The sequence below is a fragment of the Acuticoccus kalidii genome, assembly GCF_021556395.1.
GTDB classification, from domain to species: domain Bacteria; phylum Pseudomonadota; class Alphaproteobacteria; order Rhizobiales; family Amorphaceae; genus Acuticoccus; species Acuticoccus kalidii.
This window is the reverse complement of sequence record NZ_JAKGCS010000015.1, coordinates 12,735-33,999: the sequence shown is the minus strand read 5'-3', so window position 1 is coordinate 33,999 and position 21,265 is coordinate 12,735. Positions and strand designations below refer to the sequence as shown.

21 protein-coding genes are annotated in these 21,265 nt (G+C 66.7%); 11 read left to right on the top strand and 10 right to left on the bottom strand.

Annotated elements, in window-relative coordinates:
- Positions 1-4 precede the first annotated feature (4 nt).
- The 4 genes from L1787_RS08180 to hemC form a co-directional block, all read right to left on the bottom strand.
- Positions 5-1,540 carry an ABC transporter substrate-binding protein gene (locus tag L1787_RS08180; protein WP_235708203.1) on the bottom strand — a complete coding sequence of 512 codons (1,536 nt, stop codon included), beginning with the start codon at positions 1,538-1,540 and terminating at the stop codon, positions 5-7.
- A gap of 287 nt (positions 1,541-1,827) precedes the next feature.
- Positions 1,828-3,276 carry a heme biosynthesis protein HemY gene (locus L1787_RS08175; protein WP_235708202.1) on the bottom strand — a complete coding sequence of 483 codons (1,449 nt, stop codon included), beginning with the start codon at positions 3,274-3,276 and terminating at the stop codon, positions 1,828-1,830.
- A complete protein-coding gene (locus L1787_RS08170; protein WP_235708199.1) occupies positions 3,273-3,995 on the bottom strand; it encodes a uroporphyrinogen-III synthase in 723 nt (240 codons plus the stop codon). The genes L1787_RS08175 and L1787_RS08170 overlap by 4 nt, the downstream gene beginning before the upstream one ends.
- A 3-nt stretch (positions 3,996-3,998) precedes the next feature.
- Complete coding sequence (gene hemC, locus L1787_RS08165; protein ID WP_255720360.1) at positions 3,999-4,916, bottom strand: hydroxymethylbilane synthase; 918 nt, start codon at positions 4,914-4,916, stop codon at positions 3,999-4,001.
- A 31-nt stretch (positions 4,917-4,947) separates the two neighbouring features.
- Here hemC and tsaD point away from each other — a divergent pair, with 31 nt between their 5' ends.
- Entirely contained in the window at positions 4,948-6,051 is a 1,104-nt protein-coding gene (gene tsaD, locus L1787_RS08160; protein WP_235708198.1) for a tRNA (adenosine(37)-N6)-threonylcarbamoyltransferase complex transferase subunit TsaD, read from the top strand.
- 64 nt (positions 6,052-6,115) lie between these two features.
- Here tsaD and L1787_RS08155 read toward each other — a convergent pair whose 3' ends face one another.
- The 4 genes from L1787_RS08155 to tesB all read right to left on the bottom strand — a co-directional run bounded on the left by L1787_RS08155 (position 6,116) and on the right by tesB (position 9,535).
- Positions 6,116-7,354: a GGDEF domain-containing protein gene (locus L1787_RS08155; protein ID WP_235708196.1), complete on the bottom strand. Its 1,239-nt coding sequence runs from the start codon at positions 7,352-7,354 to the stop codon at positions 6,116-6,118.
- A 37-nt stretch (positions 7,355-7,391) separates the two neighbouring features.
- Positions 7,392-7,850 (bottom strand): hypothetical protein, encoded by a 459-nt coding sequence (locus tag L1787_RS08150; RefSeq protein WP_235708194.1) that lies wholly within the window; start codon positions 7,848-7,850, stop codon positions 7,392-7,394.
- Between the two features lie 149 nt (positions 7,851-7,999).
- Complete coding sequence (locus L1787_RS08145; protein WP_235708192.1) at positions 8,000-8,416, bottom strand: DUF4279 domain-containing protein; 417 nt, start codon at positions 8,414-8,416, stop codon at positions 8,000-8,002.
- Positions 8,417-8,668: 252 nt separating this feature from the next.
- Positions 8,669-9,535: an acyl-CoA thioesterase II gene (tesB, locus tag L1787_RS08140; RefSeq protein WP_235708188.1), complete on the bottom strand. Its 867-nt coding sequence runs from the start codon at positions 9,533-9,535 to the stop codon at positions 8,669-8,671.
- 94 nt (positions 9,536-9,629) lie between these two features.
- Here tesB and L1787_RS08135 point away from each other — a divergent pair, with 94 nt between their 5' ends.
- The 8 genes from L1787_RS08135 to L1787_RS08100 all read left to right on the top strand — a co-directional run bounded on the left by L1787_RS08135 (position 9,630) and on the right by L1787_RS08100 (position 16,830).
- Entirely contained in the window at positions 9,630-10,820 is a 1,191-nt protein-coding gene (locus L1787_RS08135) for an FAD-dependent monooxygenase (protein ID WP_235708187.1), read from the top strand.
- 244 nt (positions 10,821-11,064) lie between these two features.
- Positions 11,065-11,256 (top strand): twin transmembrane helix small protein, encoded by a 192-nt coding sequence (locus L1787_RS08130; RefSeq protein WP_235708186.1) that lies wholly within the window; start codon positions 11,065-11,067, stop codon positions 11,254-11,256.
- Positions 11,257-11,268: 12 nt separating this feature from the next.
- Positions 11,269-11,841, top strand: coding sequence for a cob(I)yrinic acid a,c-diamide adenosyltransferase (locus L1787_RS08125; RefSeq protein WP_235708185.1), 573 nt, complete (start codon positions 11,269-11,271; stop codon positions 11,839-11,841).
- Positions 11,842-11,925: 84 nt separating this feature from the next.
- Complete coding sequence (locus L1787_RS08120) at positions 11,926-12,675, top strand: electron transfer flavoprotein subunit beta/FixA family protein (protein WP_235708184.1); 750 nt, start codon at positions 11,926-11,928, stop codon at positions 12,673-12,675.
- Between the two features lie 16 nt (positions 12,676-12,691).
- Positions 12,692-13,636, top strand: coding sequence for an electron transfer flavoprotein subunit alpha/FixB family protein (locus L1787_RS08115; protein ID WP_235708182.1), 945 nt, complete (start codon positions 12,692-12,694; stop codon positions 13,634-13,636).
- 113 nt (positions 13,637-13,749) lie between these two features.
- Complete coding sequence (locus L1787_RS08110; RefSeq protein ID WP_235708180.1) at positions 13,750-14,628, top strand: 3-hydroxybutyryl-CoA dehydrogenase; 879 nt, start codon at positions 13,750-13,752, stop codon at positions 14,626-14,628.
- Positions 14,591-15,403: a thermonuclease family protein gene (locus tag L1787_RS08105; protein WP_235708179.1), complete on the top strand. Its 813-nt coding sequence runs from the start codon at positions 14,591-14,593 to the stop codon at positions 15,401-15,403. The genes L1787_RS08110 and L1787_RS08105 overlap by 38 nt, the downstream gene beginning before the upstream one ends.
- Positions 15,404-15,417: 14 nt before the next feature.
- Entirely contained in the window at positions 15,418-16,830 is a 1,413-nt protein-coding gene (locus L1787_RS08100) for a M48 family metalloprotease (RefSeq protein ID WP_235708178.1), read from the top strand.
- Positions 16,831-16,910: 80 nt separating this feature from the next.
- Here L1787_RS08100 and L1787_RS08095 read toward each other — a convergent pair whose 3' ends face one another.
- Positions 16,911-18,125, bottom strand: a complete 1,215-nt coding sequence (locus L1787_RS08095; protein WP_235708177.1) for an argininosuccinate synthase — start codon at positions 18,123-18,125, stop codon at positions 16,911-16,913.
- 244 nt (positions 18,126-18,369) lie between these two features.
- Here L1787_RS08095 and mbfA point away from each other — a divergent pair, with 244 nt between their 5' ends.
- Positions 18,370-19,347 carry an iron exporter MbfA gene (mbfA, locus tag L1787_RS08090; RefSeq protein WP_235708176.1) on the top strand — a complete coding sequence of 326 codons (978 nt, stop codon included), beginning with the start codon at positions 18,370-18,372 and terminating at the stop codon, positions 19,345-19,347.
- A gap of 37 nt (positions 19,348-19,384) precedes the next feature.
- Here mbfA and L1787_RS08085 read toward each other — a convergent pair whose 3' ends face one another.
- Positions 19,385-20,287: a class I SAM-dependent methyltransferase gene (locus L1787_RS08085; protein WP_235708175.1), complete on the bottom strand. Its 903-nt coding sequence runs from the start codon at positions 20,285-20,287 to the stop codon at positions 19,385-19,387.
- A gap of 162 nt (positions 20,288-20,449) precedes the next feature.
- On the opposite strand from L1787_RS08085, the gene L1787_RS08080 reads away from it, so the two are divergent.
- The gene (locus tag L1787_RS08080; RefSeq protein WP_235708174.1) at positions 20,450-21,073 is read left to right on the top strand and encodes a pyridoxamine 5'-phosphate oxidase family protein; all 624 of its coding nucleotides are present in this window, start codon (positions 20,450-20,452) and stop codon (positions 21,071-21,073) included.
- Positions 21,074-21,265: the final 192 nt, after the last annotated feature.

Here is a 21,265-nt window from a genome sequence, read left to right as displayed (position 1 = left end):
CCGTTCAGCCAGCCCGCGTGATTCCCCAATAGATCGGCACCGGGGCCTCGCCATAGAAGTTCTCGATATTCTCGCGGCGGGCGCGGGCGGTGTAGAACTGGCCCCAGGGGATATAGGGCACCGTCTCGAAGGTGCGCTCCTGAAGCGCCTTCGCGAGCGACACCCGCTCCGCCTCGTCGGTGGTCGCGAGCCAGGCGGTGCGCAGCTCCTCGACCGTATCGTCCTGCGGCCAGCCGGGTTCGGCCTTCTCGCCGCTGTTGATATAGCGGTGGACGAGGGGCGACACGGTGTCCACGGCCGAGGTGTAGGTCGCGAAGATCGACCAGCCGCCATCGGCCGCGCCCTTCTTCTGCGGATAGCGGGAGATGGTCGTCCCCCAGTCCATCGCCTGAAGGTCGACGTTCATGCCCGCCTCGCGGAGCTGCTGGGCGAGATAGAGCGAGGCGGTGTGAAGCGCGGCGATGTTCGTCGTGTCGAGGACGACGACGGGGCTCCCGTCATAACCGGCCTCCTCGAGGAGCGCCTTGGCGCGGTCGATGTCGACCGTCGATTGCGGCACTTCGTCGGCGAAGGCGTAGGGGCCCATGCAGGCGAAATAAGACGGGCAGACCTCGAAGAATTCCGGGTCGCCGGTGATGGCGGTCAACAGCTCGCGCTGATCGATGAGGTGAAGGAGCGCTTGCCGCGCCTTCGGATTGTCGAAGGGCGGAAAGAGGCTGTTGGGCCGGAACATGCCGTAAGCGGGCATGCCGCGCACGGCGGTGACGCCGGGCATCGCGCCGATCACCGGCACATAGTCGTTGGGCAAAAGCTCCCAGATGTCCGTCTCGCCGGCCGCGATGGCGTTGAGGGCGGTGTTGTAGTCCGGGATATAGACGAACTCGATGCGGTCGAAATGGGCGACCTTGCCGCCGGCATAACCGTCCTGCGGCTCGTCGCGGGGCACGTACATCGGCGCCTTGTCGTAGACGACGAGCGAGCCGCGACGCCACAGATCCTCACGGAACATGAAGGGGCCGGAGCCGACATATTCGGTGATCTGCTCGTCGATCGGGGTTTCGGCGACGCGCGCCGGCATGATGAAAGGCGGGTTCCCGCGGATCGAGGAGAGCGCCATCTCCATACCGGGAAAGGGCTCGCTCAGCGTGATGCGGACGGTCTTGTCGTCGACCGCCTCGATCCCGCTCACGACGGCGAAGAGCTGCGTGCCGAACGAGTCGCGCTGGCCCCAGCGCTTCAGCGACTGGACGACGTCGGCGGCCGTGACCGGCGCTTCGTCGTGGAATTGGAGGCCGTCGCGCAGCGTGATCTCGTGGGTCAGGCGATCATCGGAGACGGTGTGGCTCTCGGCCATTTGCGGCTGCGGGATGCCCGCGGCGTTCCGCTCGAACAGCTTGTCGTAGATGAGATAGCCGTGCTCGAGCGTGATCGCCGCCGTCGTCCAGATCGGGTCGAGAACCTTGAGGTCGGCCTGCGGCATGACGCGCAGGACACCGGCCCGGCCCGCACCTTGCGCGTAGGCGGATCGCAGGTTCGTCATGGGAAGAGAAAGCGCCACACCCGTCGACGACGCCGCCTTCACGAAACTCCGTCTTGTCAGCACTTGGGGCCCTTTCTTTTCCATATCGGAAAATTTTTGATCAGTACGCCAAGTTTTGAACGATAGCGCACACGTTTGAGCTTGCGCAATAGCATCGATGCGCGTGATCCGATGGATTTCGGGAGGGAGTGAAGGGCCGGCTGATCGCATCGCGGCACTCTTCGCCCGCCCGGTCGGGTAGCGGGCGAAGGCCGTCGCGGATGGGCCCCGCGGGGCGGGCCGGTCGATCAGGAAAGAGGGTCGGACGGTTCGGAACGGTCTCGCCGATCGGGTTCGTCGTCGCTTCCGGCGCCGGGTACGGAGGCGCGCGGCGCCGGCGGCAGATGGCGCGCTTCGGGCGCGGGAAGGCGTTCCGTCAGGCCGGTGAGGTCGATCGTCGGCCCTGGCCTGTCGGCGTCGCCGTCGGGAACCGTCCAGGCAAAGCGGTCGAGCGCGCCGGTGACCGGCGAGATCGGTTGCCAATGATCGGCGACGACGCCGTCGGCGACCCAGGCCGGGTCGCGCGGCGCGCGCACCGCGCGGGCGAGCCAATCGCGCACCCGGATCTCGTCACCGGTGTCGGCGGCTTCGATCTCCGCCATGGCGATGCACACACGCTGTGTCGGCTTGCCGTCGAGGAAGGGAAAGAGCGCCGCGCGGGCGCGGTCGAAGGCATGGGCGATGCGGGCCGCGCGGGCGAGGGCGAGCGCGCTTTCGACATTGCCGGGGGCGAGGCCGGCGAGCGCTTCGGCCCGCTTCAGCCGCTGGCCGGCGCTGTGCGGATCGGCGATATCGAGCGCGACGGCGAACAGCTCGGGGTGCGGCGCGAGGCGGGTGGTCTCGTCGATGATCGCGGTGGCCTGGCGTTTGCCGCGCGCCGCCGTGAGCCGTGCGGCGAGCGTTGCGGCGGGAACGAGGCTCGGGGCGAGCTGGTGGGCCTCGAGCGCGTCGATCCGGGCGCGCTCGGTGTCGCCGGCGTGAAGCGCATCCTCGGCGCGGCCCATCAGGAGCACGGCCTTGCGGCGGCGATAGACCGCGCGGTCGACGAGACGGTGGCGCTGCGCATCGTCGTTGAGCTTGAGGGCGGCGGCCCAGTCCCGTTCGGCGGTGCTCGCGTCGAAGGCGGCCGCGGCGGCCCAGGGCAGCGACGGATCGACCGCGTTGGCGGCGCGGGCATGGCCGCGCGCGGTCGCGAGATCGCCGCTGCGGGCCGCTTCGACGGAGAGCCCGCGCAGGCCGAGCGTCTGCGTTTCGGCAGCGTGGGTCATCGCGAGGAAGCGTTCCGTCGCGGCGGCCGGATTGCCGAGGAGTTGGGCGACCTGCGCATCGAGCAGCGCGGTCAGTTTCTCGTCGGGCGCGAGGCGGCGCGCGTCCGCGGCGGCCTTTTCGGCGCGCTTCACGTCCCCGGCGGCGACGGCGACGAGGCCGTCCGACAGCGCGCTCCACGCCTTCTCGCGGCGCCGTTGCTTCGCCCGCTCGGCGATCCGCGTCGGGGCGCGGTAGGCGGAGCGCAAGAGCTCCAACACGAAGATGAGCGCGGCGAAGCCGACGACGAGATAGACGAGCGCCTCGGAGGTGGAGAGCGTCCCGGTCGCGCCGAACCACTCATATTGGAGCGCGCCCGGATGGTCGGCGAGGAAGGCCGCGCCCGCCGTCAGCACGAAGAGGATCGCGAGGCTGAGAAGGATCTTGATCACGCCGTCCCGCCTCGCGCCGCCGGGCCTTGAAGGTCGACCATAGGTGTCCGTGCCTCACGCGCCAGCCGCAGGGCGGCAATCATCGCGTCCTGGTTCGGCGCTTGCGCGACGACCGTCGGGAAGGTGGCCGAGACCGGCGCCGCGACGGACGGCGACATGCAGATCAGGGTGACGCCGCGCCAGGCCGGGCCCGTCGCCAGGCGGGCGAAGACTTCGGCCGAGCGTGGCGAATAGAGAAGCGCCGCGTCGACCGGCTCGGATGGGGCGGGAAAGGCGGCGTTCGGGATCATCCGGTAGATGGCGCGCCGCTCCGCGTCCTGCCCGCGCGCGCGGAGCCGCTCCACGAGGTCGCCCCGCTGGTCGGCGCCCGCCATGTGGACGATCGGCTCCGGCGCGGTGCGCAGCATGGCGAAGAGGTCGTCGACCGCGCCGGCCGCGCTGCTCACCCTGTCGAAGCCCGCGCGCCGGGCTTCATCCGCCGTCGCGTCGCCGACGGCATGGACGGGGATGTGATGAAACGCCGGGTGCGCGGCGAGAACCTTCGCGGCGAAGCGGCTCGTCAGCGCGATCGACCCGATCCCGTCGGCCGGACCCGGCCCGTCTTCGGACGAAGGAACGAGGAGGGGGGCGAGGACCGTCTCGTAGCCCATCGCGCCAAGGCGGGCCGCGGTCTCGCTCCCGTGCGGCTCCGGCCTCGTGATGGCGACGCGAAAGGGCACGGCCTAACCTTCGAAGAAATAGGGTCCGATACGTGCGCGAAGGCGATGGCCGAGATCATAGCCGATCTCGGCCGCGTCCGCGACGGCGCCATTGCCCTCGATCTCCTCGATGCGCAGCCCGTCCGGCGTCGCGACGAGGCCGGCGAAATCGAGCCGATCGCCCGTGATCGTCGCGTGGCCGGCGATCGGCGTGCGACACGATCCGTCGAGCGCGGCGAGGAAGCCTCGCTCGGCGCCGACCGCGTGCTCGGTCTCCGGGTCGTTGATCTTGGCGAGGATGTCGATCATCCGGTCGTCGTCCCGGCGGATCTCGACGACGATCGCCCCTTGCGCACAGGCCGGCGGGAAGCGATCGAGGGAGAGAATCTCACTCGCGACGTCCACCATGTCGAGCCGGATGAGGCCGGCGAGGGCGAGAAGCGTTCCGTCGCAGACCCCCGCGTCCAGCTTGGACAGGCGGGTCTGCACGTTGCCGCGCAACACCTCGACCTTGAGATCGGGGCGCTCTCGGCGCACAAGCGCCTGGCGGCGCAGCGACGCGGTGCCGACGGTCGCCCCCTCCGGCAGTTCGGAGAGGGTGAGGCCGCCGCGGCCGATGAACACGTCCCGCACGTCGGCGCGCTTCATGAAGGCGCCGAGCGTCAGAGGAGACGGCAGGATGGTTTCGAGGTCTTTGGCCGAATGGACGGCGCAATCGAGCGTCTCGTCGAGGAGGCCGGTCTCGATCTCCTTGGTGAAGAGACCTTTGCCGCCAAGTTCGGCGAGCGGACGGTCGAGCACCTTGTCGCCCGTCGTCTGGATCGGGACGATCTCGACCATGTCCTTCGGGATGCCAGCGTTGGCGACGATCGCGTCCGCCACCATCTGCGCTTGGGCGAGGGCGAGCCGGCTGCCGCGAGTTCCGATGCGTATCGTGTTCAATTGAAGACCAGGGCAAAGGGTAATCAGTCAGGTGGAGCATAGGGGAGCGACCGCATCGGAGGAACCCTTCGTCCTCGGGATCGAGACGAGCTGCGACGAGTGCGCCGCCTCGGTGGTCGAAGGCGGGCCGGGGCGGGCGCGTATCGTGTCGAATGTGGTCTGGAGCCAGATCGACCTTCATGAAGAATTCGGCGGCGTCGTGCCCGAGATCGCGGCCCGCGCGCATCTCGAGACGATCAACCGCGTCGTCGGCGAGGCGCTCGCCGAGGCCGGCGTCGGGCTCGACCGGATCGGCCATGTCGCGGCCACGACGGGCCCCGGCCTTCTCGGCGGCCTCCTCGTCGGCGCGACCTTCGCGAAGGCGTTGGCCGCCTCGGCCGGGGTGCCGTTCGTACCGGTCAACCATCTCGAGGCGCACGTTCTGACGCCGCGCCTCACCGACGGGATCGGCTTTCCCTATTGTGTCGCGCTCCTGTCGGGCGGGCACGCGCAGTTCATCGCCGTGCGCGATGTCGGGGATTATCGCCGCCTCGGCGGCACGATCGACGATGCGGCCGGCGAGGCGTTTGACAAGACGGCGAAGCTCCTGGGGCTCGCCTATCCGGGCGGCCCTTCGGTCGAACGCGCGGCGCGCGAGGGCGACCCGAAACGGTTCGACTTTCCGGCCCCGCTCGCCAAGCGCGCCGGGTGCGACCTGTCCTTCGCCGGCCTCAAGACCGCCGTCCGCCTCGCCGCACAAAAGACCGCGCCGCTCACCGACCAGGACGTCGCCGACATCTGCGCCTCGTTTCAGGACGCGGTGGCGCGGCTGTTGGAGCGGAAGGCCGGCGCGGCGCTCGACGCCTTTCGCGACAGCGAGGGGGAGGCGGCGCCGACCTTGGTCGCCGTCGGCGGCGTCGCGGCCAATCTCGTGCTGCGCGGCGCGTTGACGCGCGCGGCCGAGGCGCGGGGTGTGGCGTTCGTCGCGCCCCCGCTCGCTTTGTGTACGGACAATGGCGCGATGATCGCCTATGCCGCGCTCGAGCGTGTCAGCGCGCAATCGATCGAGGGGGACGGACGCGTCCGTTCACGCTGGCCGCTCGACGCGTCGGCGGCGCCGCTGCTGGGGGCCGGCAAGCGGGGAGCGAAGGGCTGAGGCCCGGCCCGCACCGTGCCGGCGACGGGTGGGCTCGGATGATCGGCGCCCGAGCCCTTCGGCCCTAAGCCGGGGCGGGGGATTCGGCGAAGCGGCCCGGCCGGTGCGCCTTGCTGCGATACAGCCTCTTGTCGGCCGCCTCCAAGAGCTCGTCGAGAGAGCGGCCGTCCTCGATCGTGCTCGCTTTGCCGATGCTGATATGCAGCGACCAGGGGCTCTCCGGCATCGCCGTGTCCCGTGCGGCCTCACGCAGATCCTCCACGATGCTGTTGGCGTCGTTCGCCGTCGCGTTCGGGAGGACGATCAGGAATTCATCCCCGCCGAGCCGGTAGACCGGGTCCGTGTCCCGCAAGGTCGACTTGATGAGTTCCACGAGGAATTTGAGCGCGCGGTCGCCCGCGGCATGGCCATATTCGTCGTTCACCTGCTTGAAGGCATCGATATCGACGAGGAGGACGCTGAGCGGCCGGCCCGTCGCGGTCGCCTCCCGCACGAGGCGCGGGCCCTCCTCGGCGAGCGCCCGGCGGTTGCGCGCGCCGGTGAGGATGTCGATCTTCGCGACGACGTCGAGCGCCTCGAAGCGCTGGCGGTAGGTGAGAGCCACGAACACATCCCGAAGATCGGGCCCCAGCCCCATCTCGTGGTGCTCCATGAACCGCAGATAGGCCCACAGGATCGTGGTGTAGATCAGGCAGACCGCCATCTTGCCGACGAACCCGTCGCGGAAGGCGCTGAGCGGCACGTCGAAGAAGAGATGAAGCGCCGAGAAGAATGCGAGATGATCTGCGGTGAGGATGATCGCGCCCGTCAGCCACAATGCGACCCAGAGCGGCAGCCGCAATTGGGACAGCTTCTCATAGAGGATGATCATCGCGATACAGTCGACGAACAACAGAAACGTGCCCCAGACCGACAGCCAGGCGGATTCGGAGATGATTGTGACCGCGACGGCGTTCGTGTCGGGCGCCTGCAAGCCCACGAGCACGATGAGCGCCGTGATGATCAGGTTGCCGAGTAGGAGCCCATAAATCGGCTGCCGGACGGTTTCCGCGTCCTCGCGAATATAGACGAGCACCAGGAGGAACAGCTTCCCCGGAAAGAGAAGGACGGACCCCGGGCTGAGCGAGACGGGGCCGACGTCGAGAAAGACAGACGTTGCGAGATAAGTCTCCGCGAACGTCACGCCGCAGAGCGCCGAGAAGAACATCCCGATGCCCAGCATCCTCCGATATCGGAAGAGCGCGAGCATCACCCCGAAGTAAATCGCGATTTGGACAAGAGCAAGCACGATGACATTCAGCATTATCGTGCCGCGCCTCGGGCCGAAACGGTGCCTATGCTTACCTCCCCTCGAAGCCGGTCGCGTGAGCGGACGGCGCGGCGCCCGTCCCGAAACGGCTTGTCCATCGCCGTCGCTCAAAGACGGGCGAATTGTGACGAATACCAATTGGATTTGGCACGCGCGAATGCGGCATGTGAAAGCCGATTTGACTCAGTTTTTCTAGCTCGGAATTGTACAGATTCGTGAAAAAATGAGCCATGTGCGCGGTTTGAAGGGGATGCCCCATATGCGCCCCTATCGTGGCTTGATTTTGGCGCGATGGCCAGTATGCATCGCCGGCTTTATGATAAAATTCCGTTATGCGACGCTTTATGTCGAGGATGTTGCTGCGGCGCTGCGTTTTCATGATCGCGTCTTCGACCCGAGCGCCGACTTTTTCGGGTCGGGCGGAAGCGATCGCGAACGCGGGGCCGTCACCTAGCGATGAGCGCCCGACACCCGAGAGAATTTTCGTCACACGTTTCGATGTGCGGTATGATTTTTTTGGAACGCTACGTTGTGCGGGGCGGGTGGTCGCGCGCTGAGAGAATACTGGATACCCGCGGAAGGCGTTTCACCGGAGAACCCGACCGGGCAAATGGCGTTTTTGTCCGACTGTCGGTCAAGTTATAGAATAATTTCCTCGTCGTCGACATCGCCAGCTTCGCTGATAACGCTGAAATGAATATCAACACCCAATTCGGCGATTTTTAACAGAAGAGAGTGGGGAACATTGAAGTCTCCACGGAATTGATCAGTAACAATTTGTATTAAAATATTTGCCCAAAACTCTGGTCGCGAACAGGTTCGGCGAATCACTTCTGATCGTTCGCGAGTTCGGTCAACCAGCCATCTGAGATGATCCTCCATCGGAGCGTGCTCCGAAATCTCAAGGTCACTTTCAAGGTTGAACACCTTCCGAGGGGGGGCATTGGGCCGCCTCGGTTGGTTATTGGGCTCAAGGCCAATGAGCTGGCCGATCGCTGCACCTGAACTTAGCTCGGTGGAGCCGATGGTGAGCCAGACCCGATGTGAATCTTGCATGAGCGGTCGTCTCCGTCATCATTGGCAGACATTGCCGCGCTTTTCGGTCGTGCAGAACTCGGAATGCCGTCGGGGGACGGGGTCGTGTTGCCCTTCGGCACGTGCCCGACCGCGATCGGCACGGTCTCCTTCAGCGGTGACGAGGATTTTCGCAGCCATAACGCTGGCCGGTGCGAATGGATTCCTCGACGAGAACTGCACGCCGGTGGCGGGCGGCGTAGGAACAGCGGACGTCACGTTTCGCGGCAAAGGTCACCCCCGCCGGACCCGCATCAGCCCTTCCTGCGCCGTCGACGCGACGATCGTCCCGTCGAGAGCGAAGATCTGCCCGCGCGTGAACCCGCGGGCGCCCTCGCTCGTCGGACTGTCGGTCGCGTAAAGGAGCCATTCGTCGGCGCGGAACGGGCGATGGAACCACATCGCATGGTCGAGGCTCGCCATCTGCATCTGACGGTCGAAGACCGACTTTCCGTGCGGGAAGAGCGCAGTGTCGAGGAGCGTCATGTCGGACAGATAGCCGAGCACGGCCTGATGGACCGACGGGTCGTCGGGCAAAATGTCGGTCGCGCGGACCCAGACATATTGAAGGGGCGCCAGCGCGTCCGTGGAGAGATAGTGGTCGAGCTCCACCGGGCGCAGCTCGATCGGCCGGTCGCGCTCGAAATAACGTCGCACCGCCTCCGGCGCCTTCTCGATCATGATCGCCTTGAGGGTATCCTCGTCGGGCAGGTCGTCGGGCTTCGGAACGTCCGGGAACGGGGCGTGGATGTGGGACAGACCCTCGGCCTCGGACCGATGATAAGAGACCATCATCGTGAAGATCGCCTCGCCGTGCTGAACGGCCTTCACGCTCCGGGTGGAGAAGGAGCGCCCGTCGCGGACGCGCTCCACGAGATAGATGATCGGCACGGCCGGATCGCCCGGCCGCACGAAATAGCCGTGCAGCGAATGGGCCGGCCGGTCGTCCACGGTGCGGTTCGCCGCGACGAGAGCCTGGCCGATCACCTGGCCGCCGAACACGCGCTGCCATCCGACCTGGGGGCTGCGGCCTCGGAAGAGGTTGCGTTCGAGGGGTTCGAGGTCGAGTGTAGCGAGGAGTTCGGCAACAGCGGGGCGCATGGCTTCGGCAATGTTGTGACGGATCGCGAGGACTTGTCATGAAACCGCACACGGGTGCAACGCATCCCTTCGGCTCTCGCCGAAAGGAGCTTCGATGAAACGGACGATCGCCATCGCGGGCGGCGCGGTGGTCGGGCGCACCCTCGCCGTGGCGCTCGCTTCGCAATCCCATCTCAAGGTGCGTCTCTTTACGGGGCCTCAGCCGGGCGCCGATTCGCGCGCGAGCGCGCTCGCCGCGGCGGGACGGCGGCTCTATGGCCGGCTCGGCGTGTGGCCGATGGTGGCGAACCTTGCCGAGCCGATCCGCGAAATGCGGATTACCGACAGCGCGGCCGACGACGTGATCCGCCCCGACCTCCTGCATTTCGCCGGAGACGTCGAGGGCAACCCCTTCGCCCACATGGTGCCGAACGAGGCGCTCTACGAGGCGCTGGTGGCGCGCTGCGAGGCGCTCGACATCGAGACGATCCCCGCGAGCGTCACCTTCTACACGGAGGACGAGCGGGGCGTTTCGATCGAGGCGTCCGACGGCGGCAGCTATGGGGCCGAGATCCTGGTCGCGGCAGATGGGCGGCGCTCGAAGATCCGCCAGATCTCCGGCATCGGCGTCGTGGAGCGGACCTATGAGCAATCCGGCATCGTCGGCACCGTGGTGCACGAGGAGCCGCATCACGGGGTCGCGACGCAGCATTTCCTGCCCAACGGCCCGTTCGCCATGCTGCCCCTCACCGGCAACCGCTCCTCGATCGTGTGGACCGAGCGGCCGGCCTTCGCCCGCGAGCTGGTGGACATGGACCCGCTCCTCGCCGGGCTCGAGATTGAGCGGGCATTCGGCCTTTCCCTCGGCCGGTTGATGGTGGAGGGCGAACTCCAGTGCTACCCGCTGACGGCGATGCTCGCCCGCGGCTGGTTCGCCGGGCGCGTCGCGCTCGCGGGGGACGCTGCGCACGTCATCCATCCGCTCGCGGGTCAGGGCCTCAATCTCGGCCTGCGGGATGTCGCAGCGCTCGCCGAAGGGCTCGTCGAGAGCGCCCGCAACGGCGAGGATCTCGCGCTCGCTCTTCCGCGATATGAAAGCCAGCGTCGGGGCGACACGACGCAGATGGCCCTCGTCATGGACGGGCTCAACACCATATTTTCCACGCGCTCGAGCCTTGCCCGCGCGGTCCGCTCCGTAGGCCTCGGCCTCGTCGACAAGCGGACCCGGCTTAAGGGTCTGTTCATCCGCGAAGCGGCTGGAGTGGAGGGCGACATCCCCCGTCTGTTGCGGGGAGAGGCCATCTGAGGGATCCGCCCGCCCCGAGCGGCGTACGCGGGTCACGACAATCGAAGGCCGGACGGCTTCGCTGAAAAAAGATCGCGAAGCCGGATCGGCGGAAGGAATAATTGGAGCTTGCCCACGTTGATCTTGGGCAGGCCCCGCACACCGGATCGTCGATCGCTTTCCGGAGACGCCCGTCACACGCGGTGTGATGACGGTGTCGCCTCCGGGCGAGCGGCAGACGGACGGGTGGAGAGGAAAAGCTGAAATGTCTCCGATCGTGTTGTTCGTCACCGTGGTCGGGCTAGGTGCCGTGACTGTGGTGCTGCTCGCAGGGTTGTGGAACCTGATGCGGGGCGGATCGCCGAACCGGTCCCAAGCGCTCATGCGGATGCGGGTCTTGCTGCAATTCATCGTCATCGTCGTTGCGATGACGGCTCTTTACTTCACCTCCGGTTAGACGACGGCGACGATGGTCACACTCAACAAGATCTACACCCGCACGGGTGACGACGGTTCGACCGCGCTCGGCAATGGTCAGCGCCGCAAGAAATACGACACCCGTGTCGCGGCCTATGGCACGGTCGACGAGACGAATGCCGTGCTCGGCTGCGCCCGCGTACTCGGGCCCGAGGAGCGGCTCGACAAGATGCTCGCCCGCATCCAGAACGACCTCTTCGATCTCGGCGCCGATCTCGCGACGCCGCACGGCGCGGAGCTGCCTTATGAGCCGCTGCGCATCGTGTCCTCGCAGGTCGACCGCCTGGAGCGGGAGATCGACGATCTCAACGGCTCACTCGCGCCGTTGAAGTCGTTCGTGCTGCCGGGCGGCTCGCCGTTGTCGGCGCAGCTTCATCTCGCGCGCACGGTCTCGCGCCGCGCCGAGCGGCTGATGGTCGAGCTCGCGGCGCACGAAAGCGTCGGAGAGGCGGCGCTGCGCTATATGAATCGGCTGTCGGATTTCCTATTCGTCGCGGCACGCATCGCGAATCGCAACGGCGCCGACGACGTGTTGTGGGTGCCGGGGCAGAGCCGCGGCGTTTGACAGGGGTCCGGGGCGCCGATAGCGTCCCTCCGCCGTCCCGGAACGAGGCGTTCGGGGCGGCAAAATCAAGAGGTTGAGACGACGATGAAGATCTTGGTGCCGGTCAAGCGGGTGGTCGACTACAACGTCAAGATCCGCGTGAAACCCGACGGCTCCGGCGTGGACCTCGCAAACGTCAAGATGAGCATGAACCCGTTCGACGAAATCGCCGTCGAAGAGGCGCTCCGTTTGCGCGAAGCCGGCACCGCGACCGAGGTCGTCGCCGTCTCGATCGGGCCGAAACAGGCGTCGGAGACGCTGCGCACCGCGCTCGCCATGGGCGCCGATCGTGCGATCCACGTCCTCGTCGAGGACGCGCCCGAGCCGCTCGACGTCGCGAAGATCCTGAAAGGCGTCGTCGAGGAGGAGGGCCCCGGCCTCGTCATTCTCGGCAAGCAGGCGATCGACGACGATTGCAATCAGACCGGCCAGATGCTCGCCGCTTTGCTCGGCTGGGCGCAGGGCACGTTCGCCTTCAAGGTGTCCGTCGAGGGCGAAACCGTCGACGTGACGCGTGAGGTCGATGGCGGTCTGCAGACGGTGAAGCTCAAGCTGCCCGCGATCGTGACGACGGATCTGCGCCTCAACGAGCCGCGCTATGCCTCGCTGCCGAACATCATGAAGGCGAAGAAGAAGCCGCTCGACCAGAAGGAAGCCGGTGACTATGGCGTTTCCCCGCGCCGCCGGCTCGAAGTCCTGTCGACGGCGGAGCCGGGCCAGCGCCAGGCCGGCGTCAAGGTGGGATCGGTCGCCGAACTTGTCGATAAGCTGAAGAACGAGGCCGGCGTCATCTGACGCGGCGGAGGTTAGGATGACGACCCTTTTGATCGCCGATCACGCAGCCGGTGTCTTGGCCGATGCGACCGCGAAGGCCCTGTCGGCAGCGACCGCGCTCGGCGCACCCGTGCACGTTCTCGTTGCGGGCTCCGATATCGACGGCGTGGCGGCGTCCGTCGCCAAGCTCGCCGGCGTCGAGACGGTTTTGACCGCCTCGGGCGACGCGTACGCGCACAATCTCGCCGAGCCGCTCGCCGACCTCATCGTGTCGCTCGCGCCGTCCTATGACGCGCTCGTCGCGCCCTCGAGCACCACGGGCAAGAACGTGATGCCGCGCGTTGCCGCGCTCCTCGACGTGATGCAGATCTCCGATGTGATGGCCGTCGACGGGGCGGACACGTTCAAGCGTCCGATCTACGCCGGCAACGCGATCCAGACCGTCCGCTCGACCGACGAGAAAAAGGTCCTCACCGTCCGCACCGCGTCCTTCCAGGCGGCGGGCGAGGGGGGATCGGCCGAGATCAAGTCCGTCGACGCGGCGGCCGATCCGGGCCTTTCGACCTTCGTCGGCGAGGATATGGCGAAGACCGACCGGCCGGAACTCGGCTCGGCCCGCGTGATCGTGTCCGGCGGTCGCGCCCTCGGGTCCTCCGAGAAGTTCCACGAGGTGATCGAGCCGCTCGCCGACGCGCTCGGCGCGGCGATCGGCGCCTCGCGTGCCGCGGTCGACGCGGGCTATGCGCCGAACGACTGGCAGGTCGGTCAGACCGGCAAGGTCGTCGCGCCCGAGCTTTACATCGCGTGCGGCATTTCCGGGGCGATCCAGCACCTCGCGGGCATGAAGGATTCCAAGGTGATCGTCGCGATCAACAAGGACGAAGAGGCGCCGATCTTCCAGGTCGCGGACTATGGTCTCGTCGGAGACCTCTTCACGTTGGTTCCGGAGCTCGAGGGCGAAATCAAAAAGCGCGCCTCTTGACCGACAGCCGCCGCGATCAAGCGCCGCGGCGGCCAATCGGTCCGCAAAGGCTTGACGTGCCTGGCAAGGCAGGCTTCATCGACGATAAATATTCGTCCAAGACGGCGGCCTTCATGAGCGATATCAAAAGCGTTGGTGTGATCGGCGCGGGGCAAATGGGCAACGGGATTGCCCATGTGGCCGCACTCGCGGGCTATCACGTCTTCCTCAATGACGTGGACCGCAACCGCATCCAATCCGGCCTCGCCACGATCACCGGCAACATGGCCCGCCAGGTCTCCGCCGGCCGGATCGACGACGAGACCCGCAAGTCCGCCGTGGAGCGGATCACCGCGGCGCCCAACCTCGACGAATTGTCGGAGATGGATCTCGTCATCGAGGCCGTCACCGAGAACGAGCAGGCCAAGCGCAAGATCTACGCGCAGGTGTGCCCCCTCCTGAAGCCCGAGGCGATGTTGGCGACGAACACGTCGTCGATCTCGATCACCCGCCTCGCCGCGGCGACCGATCGGCCGGAGCGCTTCATCGGCATCCACTTCATGAATCCCGTCCCGGTGATGGAGTTCGTCGAGCTCGTGCGCGGCATCGCCACCGCCGACGAGACGTTCGAAGTCGCCGCCGCTTTCGTCGAGAAGATCGGCAAGGTCTACGCGGTGGCGGAGGATTTCCCGGCCTTCATCGTCAACCGCATCCTGCTGCCGATGATCAACGAGGCGATCTACACCCTTTATGAGGGCGTCGGATCGGTCACGGCGATCGACACCGCGATGCGGCTCGGCGCGAACCACAAGATGGGGCCGCTTCAGCTTGCCGACTTCATCGGCCTCGACACCTGTCTGTCGATCATGCAGGTGCTGCACGACGGGCTCGCCGACTCGAAGTATCGCCCGTGCCCGCTTCTCGTGAAATATGTCGAAGCCGGGTGGCTCGGGCGCAAAGCCGGGCGCGGCTTTTATGATTATCGCGGCGAGCACCCCGTCCCGACCCGCTGATCCGCTGCGCCGCGCTCGCCCCAGGCTGGCGCGGATCGTCGCAACCCTTGTCGCACTCCTGGCCGCGAACGTCGCGAATGCGGCGTGTTTCGGGCCCGAAGAGCCCGTCGAGATCGCCGGGATCGAAGGCGGATCGAGCCTCGCCCTCACCGATGGGCGGACGGTCCGGCTTGCCGATATTCGCCTTGATATCGCCCAAATCCCTACGGAACGCGCCGCGCTGCTCCGCGCACGCGCGGAGGTGGAGCCCGTTGCCTTCCGACCATTGGAAGGCGGTGATCGCGACCGTTATGGGCGCCATCTCGGCGACATTGTCTTCAAAGACACAGCCGAAAGTCTTCGCGAGCGCATGGTCTCGGACGGCCTTGCGTTCGTGGACCCGACTGATATGTCGGAGGGGTGCTTAACGGCGCTCTTCGAGGCGGAACGCGGTGCGGAAAATGACGGTGTCGGCCTCTGGGCGCAGCCTGAGGCTGTGTTCGACGCGGCACAGCCTGATCTTTCCCGATACGCTGGGCAGTACGCCCTCGTCGACGGAGTGGTCAAGAGCGTCGGCGAGACGAAGCGGAACTTATATCTAAACTTTGGTGAAAACTTCCGGACCGATTTTACCGTCATCGTGCGGCGTCAGGACGCCGAGCGATGGGAGGGCGGCTTTACGGCGCGCGCGGGGGTCGGGGTCCGGATTAGGGGTGTGTTGGAAGCGTGGAACGGCGGCTTGATCCGAGTCGAGCATCCCGCCCAGATCGAGTGGCGGGACAGCTCCGGGCTCTAGCTCTCTCGATCACTTTGGCGCTCGCTGCGTGCGGCGGCTCGGTTGGAGAAAAACCGCTCCTGACCACGAGCCAGCCGCCGCAGACGACGGCGAGCGAGCCATCCGTCGCGCGCCCGGCCCGGACGCAAGAGCATCTGAAGCTCATCGGCGCCTATGGCGGCGTCTACGCCAACCCGCAGATCGAGGCGATGGTGAACGGCCTCGTCGAGCGTCTCGTCGCGGTGTCGAGCCAGCCCGATCGCGAGATGCGGGTCACCATCCTCAATTCGCCGGCGGTCAATGCCTTCGCGCTACCCTCGGGGGACCTTTTCGTCACGCGCGGCCTCATCGCCCTCGCGAACGACGAGAGCGAGCTTGCCGCCGTGATCGCGCACGAGATCTCGCACGTCACCGCCGACCATGCGCGCCTGCGCCAGCGGCAGGCCCAGGCCGCCGCGCTCGCCAAGCGGGTGAGCGACGTGGTGACCGACCCATCGATCAAGGCGGACTCGCGTGAGACCGCAGAGCTCAGCCTCGCGACCTTCAGCCAGCAGCAAGAGCTGGAGGCGGACGAGATCGGCGTGAAAACCCTCGCCGCGGCCGGGTTCGATCCGTTCGCCGCCGCGCGCTTCTTGAATTCGATGGCCCGCTTTGCACAGCTTCCGTCGCTGAACGCGGCGAGCGAGGACGGGCCGGGCTTCCTGTCCTCCCACCCGTCGACGCCGGCGCGCGTCGACCACGCCAAGCGCGTCGCCCGCAGCTTCGGCGCGCCGGGTCTCGGCCGCACCGCGCACAACAACTATCTGCGCACGCTCGACGGGACGCTCTATGGCGACGACCCGCGCGAAGGGTTCGTGCGCGGGCGCGAGTTCGCCCATGTCGAACTCGGCATCGCCTTCACCGTGCCGGACAATTACGTCCTGAAGAATACGTCGGCCGCCGTCCTCGCGACCGACGGCGCCCACACCGCGATCCGGTTCGATGCGGTGGCGGTGCCGGAATCGGAATCGCTCGCCCAATATCTGCGCTCGGGGTGGGTGAAGGGGCTGATCGACGATTCGATCCGCTCGGAGACGGTGGACGGGCTCGAGGCGGCCGTCGCCTCCGCGCTGGTCGAGGGCTGGTCGTTCCGGATCGGTGTCGTGCGCGGTCCGCGCCGGGTCTACCGCTTCATCTTCGCTTCGTCGAAGCCGGCGGCGGCCTATGAAGAGGCGTTCCGCTCGACGATGAACTCCTTCCGGCTCCTCTCTCCCTCGCAGCGTGCGGCGATGCGGCCGCTGCGCATCCGGGTGATCCCGGTGCGGCCGAACGAATCCGTCGAGACGCTGGCCAAGCGGATGCAGGGCGTCGACGAGGAGATGAAGCGCCCGCTGTTCGAAACGCTGAACGGCCTCGGCGAGGACCGCCCGCTCGCGCCGGGCGATCTCGTGAAGATCACCACCGAATAGGCATGAAAAAAGGGGCCTCGGCCCCTTTCGTCGGTGTCCACTGGATTGGGCCGGGTGTCGCCACCCGGCCTTGTCGCGTGTCAGCGGTCGCGCTGGGCGAGGATCTTGAGGCGCAGCGCGTTGAGGCGGATGAAGCCGACAGCGTCCTTCTGATCGTAGGCGCCGGCATCGTCCTCGAAGGTGACGATCGCTTCCGAATAGAGCGACTTCTTGCTCTCGCGGCCCATCACGATGACGTTGCCTTTATAGAGCTTCAGCCGCACCGTGCCCTCGACGTCCTTCTGGGAATAGTCGATCGCGACCTGGAGCATCTCGCGCTCGGGTGAGAACCAGAAGCCGTTATAGAGGAGCTCCGCATAACGCGGCATCAGCTCGTCCTTGAGGTGGGCGGCGCCACGGTCGAGCGTGATCGATTCCATCGCGCGGTGCGCCACGTGGAGGATCGTGCCGCCCGGCGTCTCGTAGATGCCGCGGCTCTTCATGCCGACGAAGCGGTTCTCGACGAGGTCGAGGCGGCCGATGCCGTTGTCGCGGCCGAGATCGTTGAGCGCCGCGAGGAGCGTCGCGGGCGACATGGCCTGGCCGTCGATCGAGACGGCGTCGCCGCCTTTGAAGCCGATCTCGATGATGGTCGCCTTGTCGGGCGCCTCTTCCGGCGAGATCGTACGTTGGAAGACGATCGAGGGCGGCGCCTGCGCGGGATCTTCGAGAACCTTGCCCTCGGAGGAGGAGTGCAGGAGGTTCGCGTCGACGGAGAAGGGCGCCTCGCCTTCCTTGTCCTTGGTGACGGGGATCTGGTTCAGCTTCGCGAACTCGATGAGGTCGGTCCGCGACTTGAACTCCCAATCGCGCCAGGGTGCGATCACGCGGATCGAAGGATCGAGCGCCGCATAGCCGAGCTCGAAACGAACCTGATCGTTGCCCTTGCCGGTCGCGCCATGGGCGACGGCGTCGGCGCCGGTCTCGTGCGCGATCTCGATCTGACGCTTGGCGATCAACGGCCGGGCGATGGAGGTGCCGAGAAGGTAGACGCCTTCATAGAGCGCGTTGGCGCGCATCATCGGGAAGACATAGTCCTTCACGAAGGTCTCGCGCAGATCTTCGACGTAGATCTCGCGGCAGCCCATCATCTCCGCCTTTTTGCGTGCGGGCTCGAGCTCCTCACCCTGGCCGAGATCGGCGGTGAAGGTCACCACTTCGGCGTTGTAGGTGGTCTGGAGCCACTTGAGGATGATGGAGGTGTCGAGACCGCCGGAATAGGCGAGGACGACTTTCTTAGGCGCGGGCGCGGTCATGGCGTGCTCTTGAAGGGGCGGGAATGGCGGCGGTGTGCCACGCGGCGAGGATCCGCGCAAGCATTCCCGTCATGGTCCCGCCCGGACGGCCGAGACCGGACGGGCCGCATCGGCGCGGGACCGGCGCGGCGGTTCCGGTGTGGACGAGCGCCGAACGGGCATGCTCTCACCATATGCCGATACGGGTTGACGCTGGCCTTTCATTGCATAGATTGGAGTTACTCTAATTATGGAGTAGAAGGGCATGTTTTCGAGCATGGCCGGCCGACGGCGCTTCGGCGATCTGTCCGAGCAGGAAATCCTGGCGCTCGCCGTCTCGTCCGAGGAGGACGATGCGCGCATCTATCGCTGGTACGCCCAAAAGCTCCGCGCCGAGTTTCCCGCGAGCGCCGCCGCCTTCGACGAGATGGCCGACGAGGAGGACGAGCACCGTCGCCGGCTGATCGACGAGCACACGCGCCGGTTCGGCCCGGTCCTCCCCCTCATCCGGCGCGAGCATGTCGCCGGCTACTATGCGCGCCGGCCGGTCTGGATGATCGAGCATCTGGGCCTCGAGCGGATCCGTGCCGAAGCGGCCCGGATGGAGGAGGACGCGCACGATTTCTATCTGCGCGCCGCCAAGGCGAGCACCGACACCGAGACGCGCAAGCTCCTCGGCGATCTGGCGGCCGCAGAGACCGGGCACCGCCAGCGCTGGGACGAGATCGAGGCGAAGAACCTGCCGGGCGATGTGCGCTCTGCCGAGGACGAGGCCGATCATCGCCGCTTCGTCCTCACCTACGTCCAGCCCGGCCTCGCGGGGCTGATGGACGGCTCGGTGTCGACCCTCGCGCCGATCTTCGCCGCCGCCTTTGCGACGCAAGACACCTGGCAGACCTTCCTCGTCGGCCTCGCGGCGTCCGTCGGTGCGGGCATCTCGATGGGCTTCACCGAAGCGGCGGCCGACGATGGCGTCATCTCCGGTCGTGGTTCACCGATCACGCGCGGCGTCGTCACCGGGGTGATGACGACGCTCGGCGGGCTCGGTCACGCGCTGCCTTATCTCATCCCGCATTTCTGGACGGCGACGATCATCGCGCTGTTCTTCGTGCTGATGGAGCTGTGGGCGATCACCTGGATTCAGAACCGCTATATGCAGACGCCCTTCTGGCGCGCGTCGCTGCAGATCGTGGCGGGCGGCGCGCTGGTGTTGGGGGCCGGCATCCTCATCGGGCAGGCGTGAGGGCCGGCCGGTCGCGGCGCGGCGAGCGGCGCCCGCCTCAGCGCCGCAACAGAACGAAACGGGCGAGTGCGTTCTTGCGCCGCGTGAAGGCGAGGCGCGAGTTGCGCAGATAGCGCTCGAACCAGACGAATTTTTCCTCGCCCCAGCGCTCGACGATCTCATCATGATGGGTGCGCAGATTGGCGACCCAGGCTTCGAGGGTTAGCGCGTAATCTTGCGGGTCGTTTTCGAGATAGGCGAGGCGGAAGGTCGGATTGGCGCCCTCGACCACCTCGTCGATGAAGGGGATGTCGGACTGGGGGAACACCGTCTGCGGCAGCCACTTCTTCGATTCCTCGAAGTTCACCGCGTCCCAGACGATCGTCTGAAGCGAGAAGGCGGCGCCTGGATTGAGCAGCGTGTGCAGCCGCTCGAAGAAGTCGCGATAGACGGCGATCTTCTGGCTCCGGTCCATCTCCGGCCGCGCGAAGTGCTCGAACGCGCCGATCGAGATCGCCCCGTCAAAGCGCGCCTCGCTGTCATAGCTGAAGACGTCCTGTAGGATCGCGCTCGCGCCCTCGGGCGCCGTCTCCTCGATATAAGTGTGCTGATCGCGAGACAAAGTGAGGCCGAGGGCGCTGGCGGCGCCCCGTTCGCTGATCGCGGCCTTCAAGATCGCGCCCCAGCCGCAGCCGATATCGAGGAGGCTGTGGCCGGGGCCGACACGCGCGGCATCGAGATGGAAGGCGAGCTTTCGCCGTTGCGCCTCATCGAGATCGGCGGCGATCGGCGCGCGCGTCATCGGATCGTGCCAGCGGCCGGAGGAGTAGGACAGAGTCGGATCGAGCCACAGGGAAAAGAACGCGGTGTCGTTGTCGTAGTGGTATTCGATCGCTTCCGAAGCGCTCATCTGCTGAGCAGCTTGGAGATCCGCTGGAGCGAATGATTGATCCTGCGTCATGGTCTGCTCCGTCGCCCGAAAATGCGGGCCTCGACATGTCGTGTGCGTGAGCCTCCCAAGACGGCGCGGGCGGCCGAATGGGATGGCGAGACTATCATTGGCGGGGTACAGGAAAGTCCGCCAGCATCTCAAGCCGCAGCGCTATTCAAAAAGAAGGCAACCATGGTCGATTTTATCGCCACGGAAGACGAACTCCTCGCTCATTATGGGACGCCGAAGGCGCCCGCGACGGTGAAGGTCTCGCCCGTCATCACCCCGCATTATCGCGCTTGGATCGAGGCTTCACCATTTTTTGCGCTGGCGAGCGTCGGGCCGGAGGGGGCCGATTGCAGCCCGCGCGGCGATGCCGGGCCGGCCGTGCGCATCCTCGACGAGCGGACGATCGCCATCCCCGACCGGCGCGGCAACGACCGGATCGACACGCTGCGCAATATCGTGCGCGATCCGCGCGTCGCGCTGATGTTCCTCATTCCGGGATCCGGGACGGTGTTGCGGGTCAATGGCGAGGCGAGGATCACCGCCGACGAGGCGATGCGCGCCGACTTCGCGGTGGACGGCAAGGCGCCGCGGACGGTCGTTTTGGTGACGGTCGGCGCGGTCTATTTCCAATGCGCCCGCGCGGTGCTCCGCGCCAAATTGTGGGACGGCGGCCACGCCGATCCGGCGAGCCTGCCGTCGATCGGAACGATGCTCGAGGCGCTCTCCTCCAAGGCCGTCGACGGGGCGATCGACGGGGCGGCCTATGACGCCACATGGCCCGGCCGGGCGGCGGGGACGATGTGGTGAGGCTGACGCGCGCGATGGGAGCCCTGCGCCGGCCGCATGGCTTTGCCAAATTGCCGCACAAATGGCGGCGGATCGCTGGGCAGGAGCCTGTGCGGAGGGCAAAGTCAAGTCCTTGCCCGGATCCCTGGAGCCACCCATAATTCGGCCATGGACTTCTCGTCGAAAGACTATGATCGCATACGCGCCTCACGG

Excerpts from the sequence above, each read along its gene's own strand:
- tesB (WP_235708188.1), bottom strand. The coding sequence starts at position 9,535 with ATGCGCCCCGCTGTTGCCGAACTCCTCGCTACACTCGACCTCGAACCC.
- L1787_RS08110 (WP_235708180.1), top strand. The coding sequence starts at position 13,750 with ATGAGCGATATCAAAAGCGTTGGTGTGATCGGCGCGGGGCAAATGGGC.
- L1787_RS08115 (WP_235708182.1), top strand. The coding sequence starts at position 12,692 with ATGACGACCCTTTTGATCGCCGATCACGCAGCCGGTGTCTTGGCCGAT.
- L1787_RS08085 (WP_235708175.1), bottom strand. The coding sequence starts at position 20,287 with ATGACGCAGGATCAATCATTCGCTCCAGCGGATCTCCAAGCTGCTCAG.
- L1787_RS08155 (WP_235708196.1), bottom strand. The coding sequence starts at position 7,354 with ATGCTGAATGTCATCGTGCTTGCTCTTGTCCAAATCGCGATTTACTTC.
- mbfA (WP_235708176.1), top strand. The coding sequence starts at position 18,370 with ATGTTTTCGAGCATGGCCGGCCGACGGCGCTTCGGCGATCTGTCCGAG.
- L1787_RS08125 (WP_235708185.1), top strand. The coding sequence starts at position 11,269 with ATGGTCACACTCAACAAGATCTACACCCGCACGGGTGACGACGGTTCG.
- L1787_RS08135 (WP_235708187.1), top strand. The coding sequence starts at position 9,630 with ATGAAACGGACGATCGCCATCGCGGGCGGCGCGGTGGTCGGGCGCACC.
- L1787_RS08120 (WP_235708184.1), top strand. The coding sequence starts at position 11,926 with ATGAAGATCTTGGTGCCGGTCAAGCGGGTGGTCGACTACAACGTCAAG.
- L1787_RS08080 (WP_235708174.1), top strand. The coding sequence starts at position 20,450 with ATGGTCGATTTTATCGCCACGGAAGACGAACTCCTCGCTCATTATGGG.
- L1787_RS08130 (WP_235708186.1), top strand. The coding sequence starts at position 11,065 with ATGTCTCCGATCGTGTTGTTCGTCACCGTGGTCGGGCTAGGTGCCGTG.
- L1787_RS08145 (WP_235708192.1), bottom strand. The coding sequence starts at position 8,416 with ATGCAAGATTCACATCGGGTCTGGCTCACCATCGGCTCCACCGAGCTA.
- L1787_RS08095 (WP_235708177.1), bottom strand. The coding sequence starts at position 18,125 with ATGACCGCGCCCGCGCCTAAGAAAGTCGTCCTCGCCTATTCCGGCGGT.
- L1787_RS08180 (WP_235708203.1), bottom strand. The coding sequence starts at position 1,540 with ATGACGAACCTGCGATCCGCCTACGCGCAAGGTGCGGGCCGGGCCGGT.
- L1787_RS08105 (WP_235708179.1), top strand. The coding sequence starts at position 14,591 with ATGATTATCGCGGCGAGCACCCCGTCCCGACCCGCTGATCCGCTGCGC.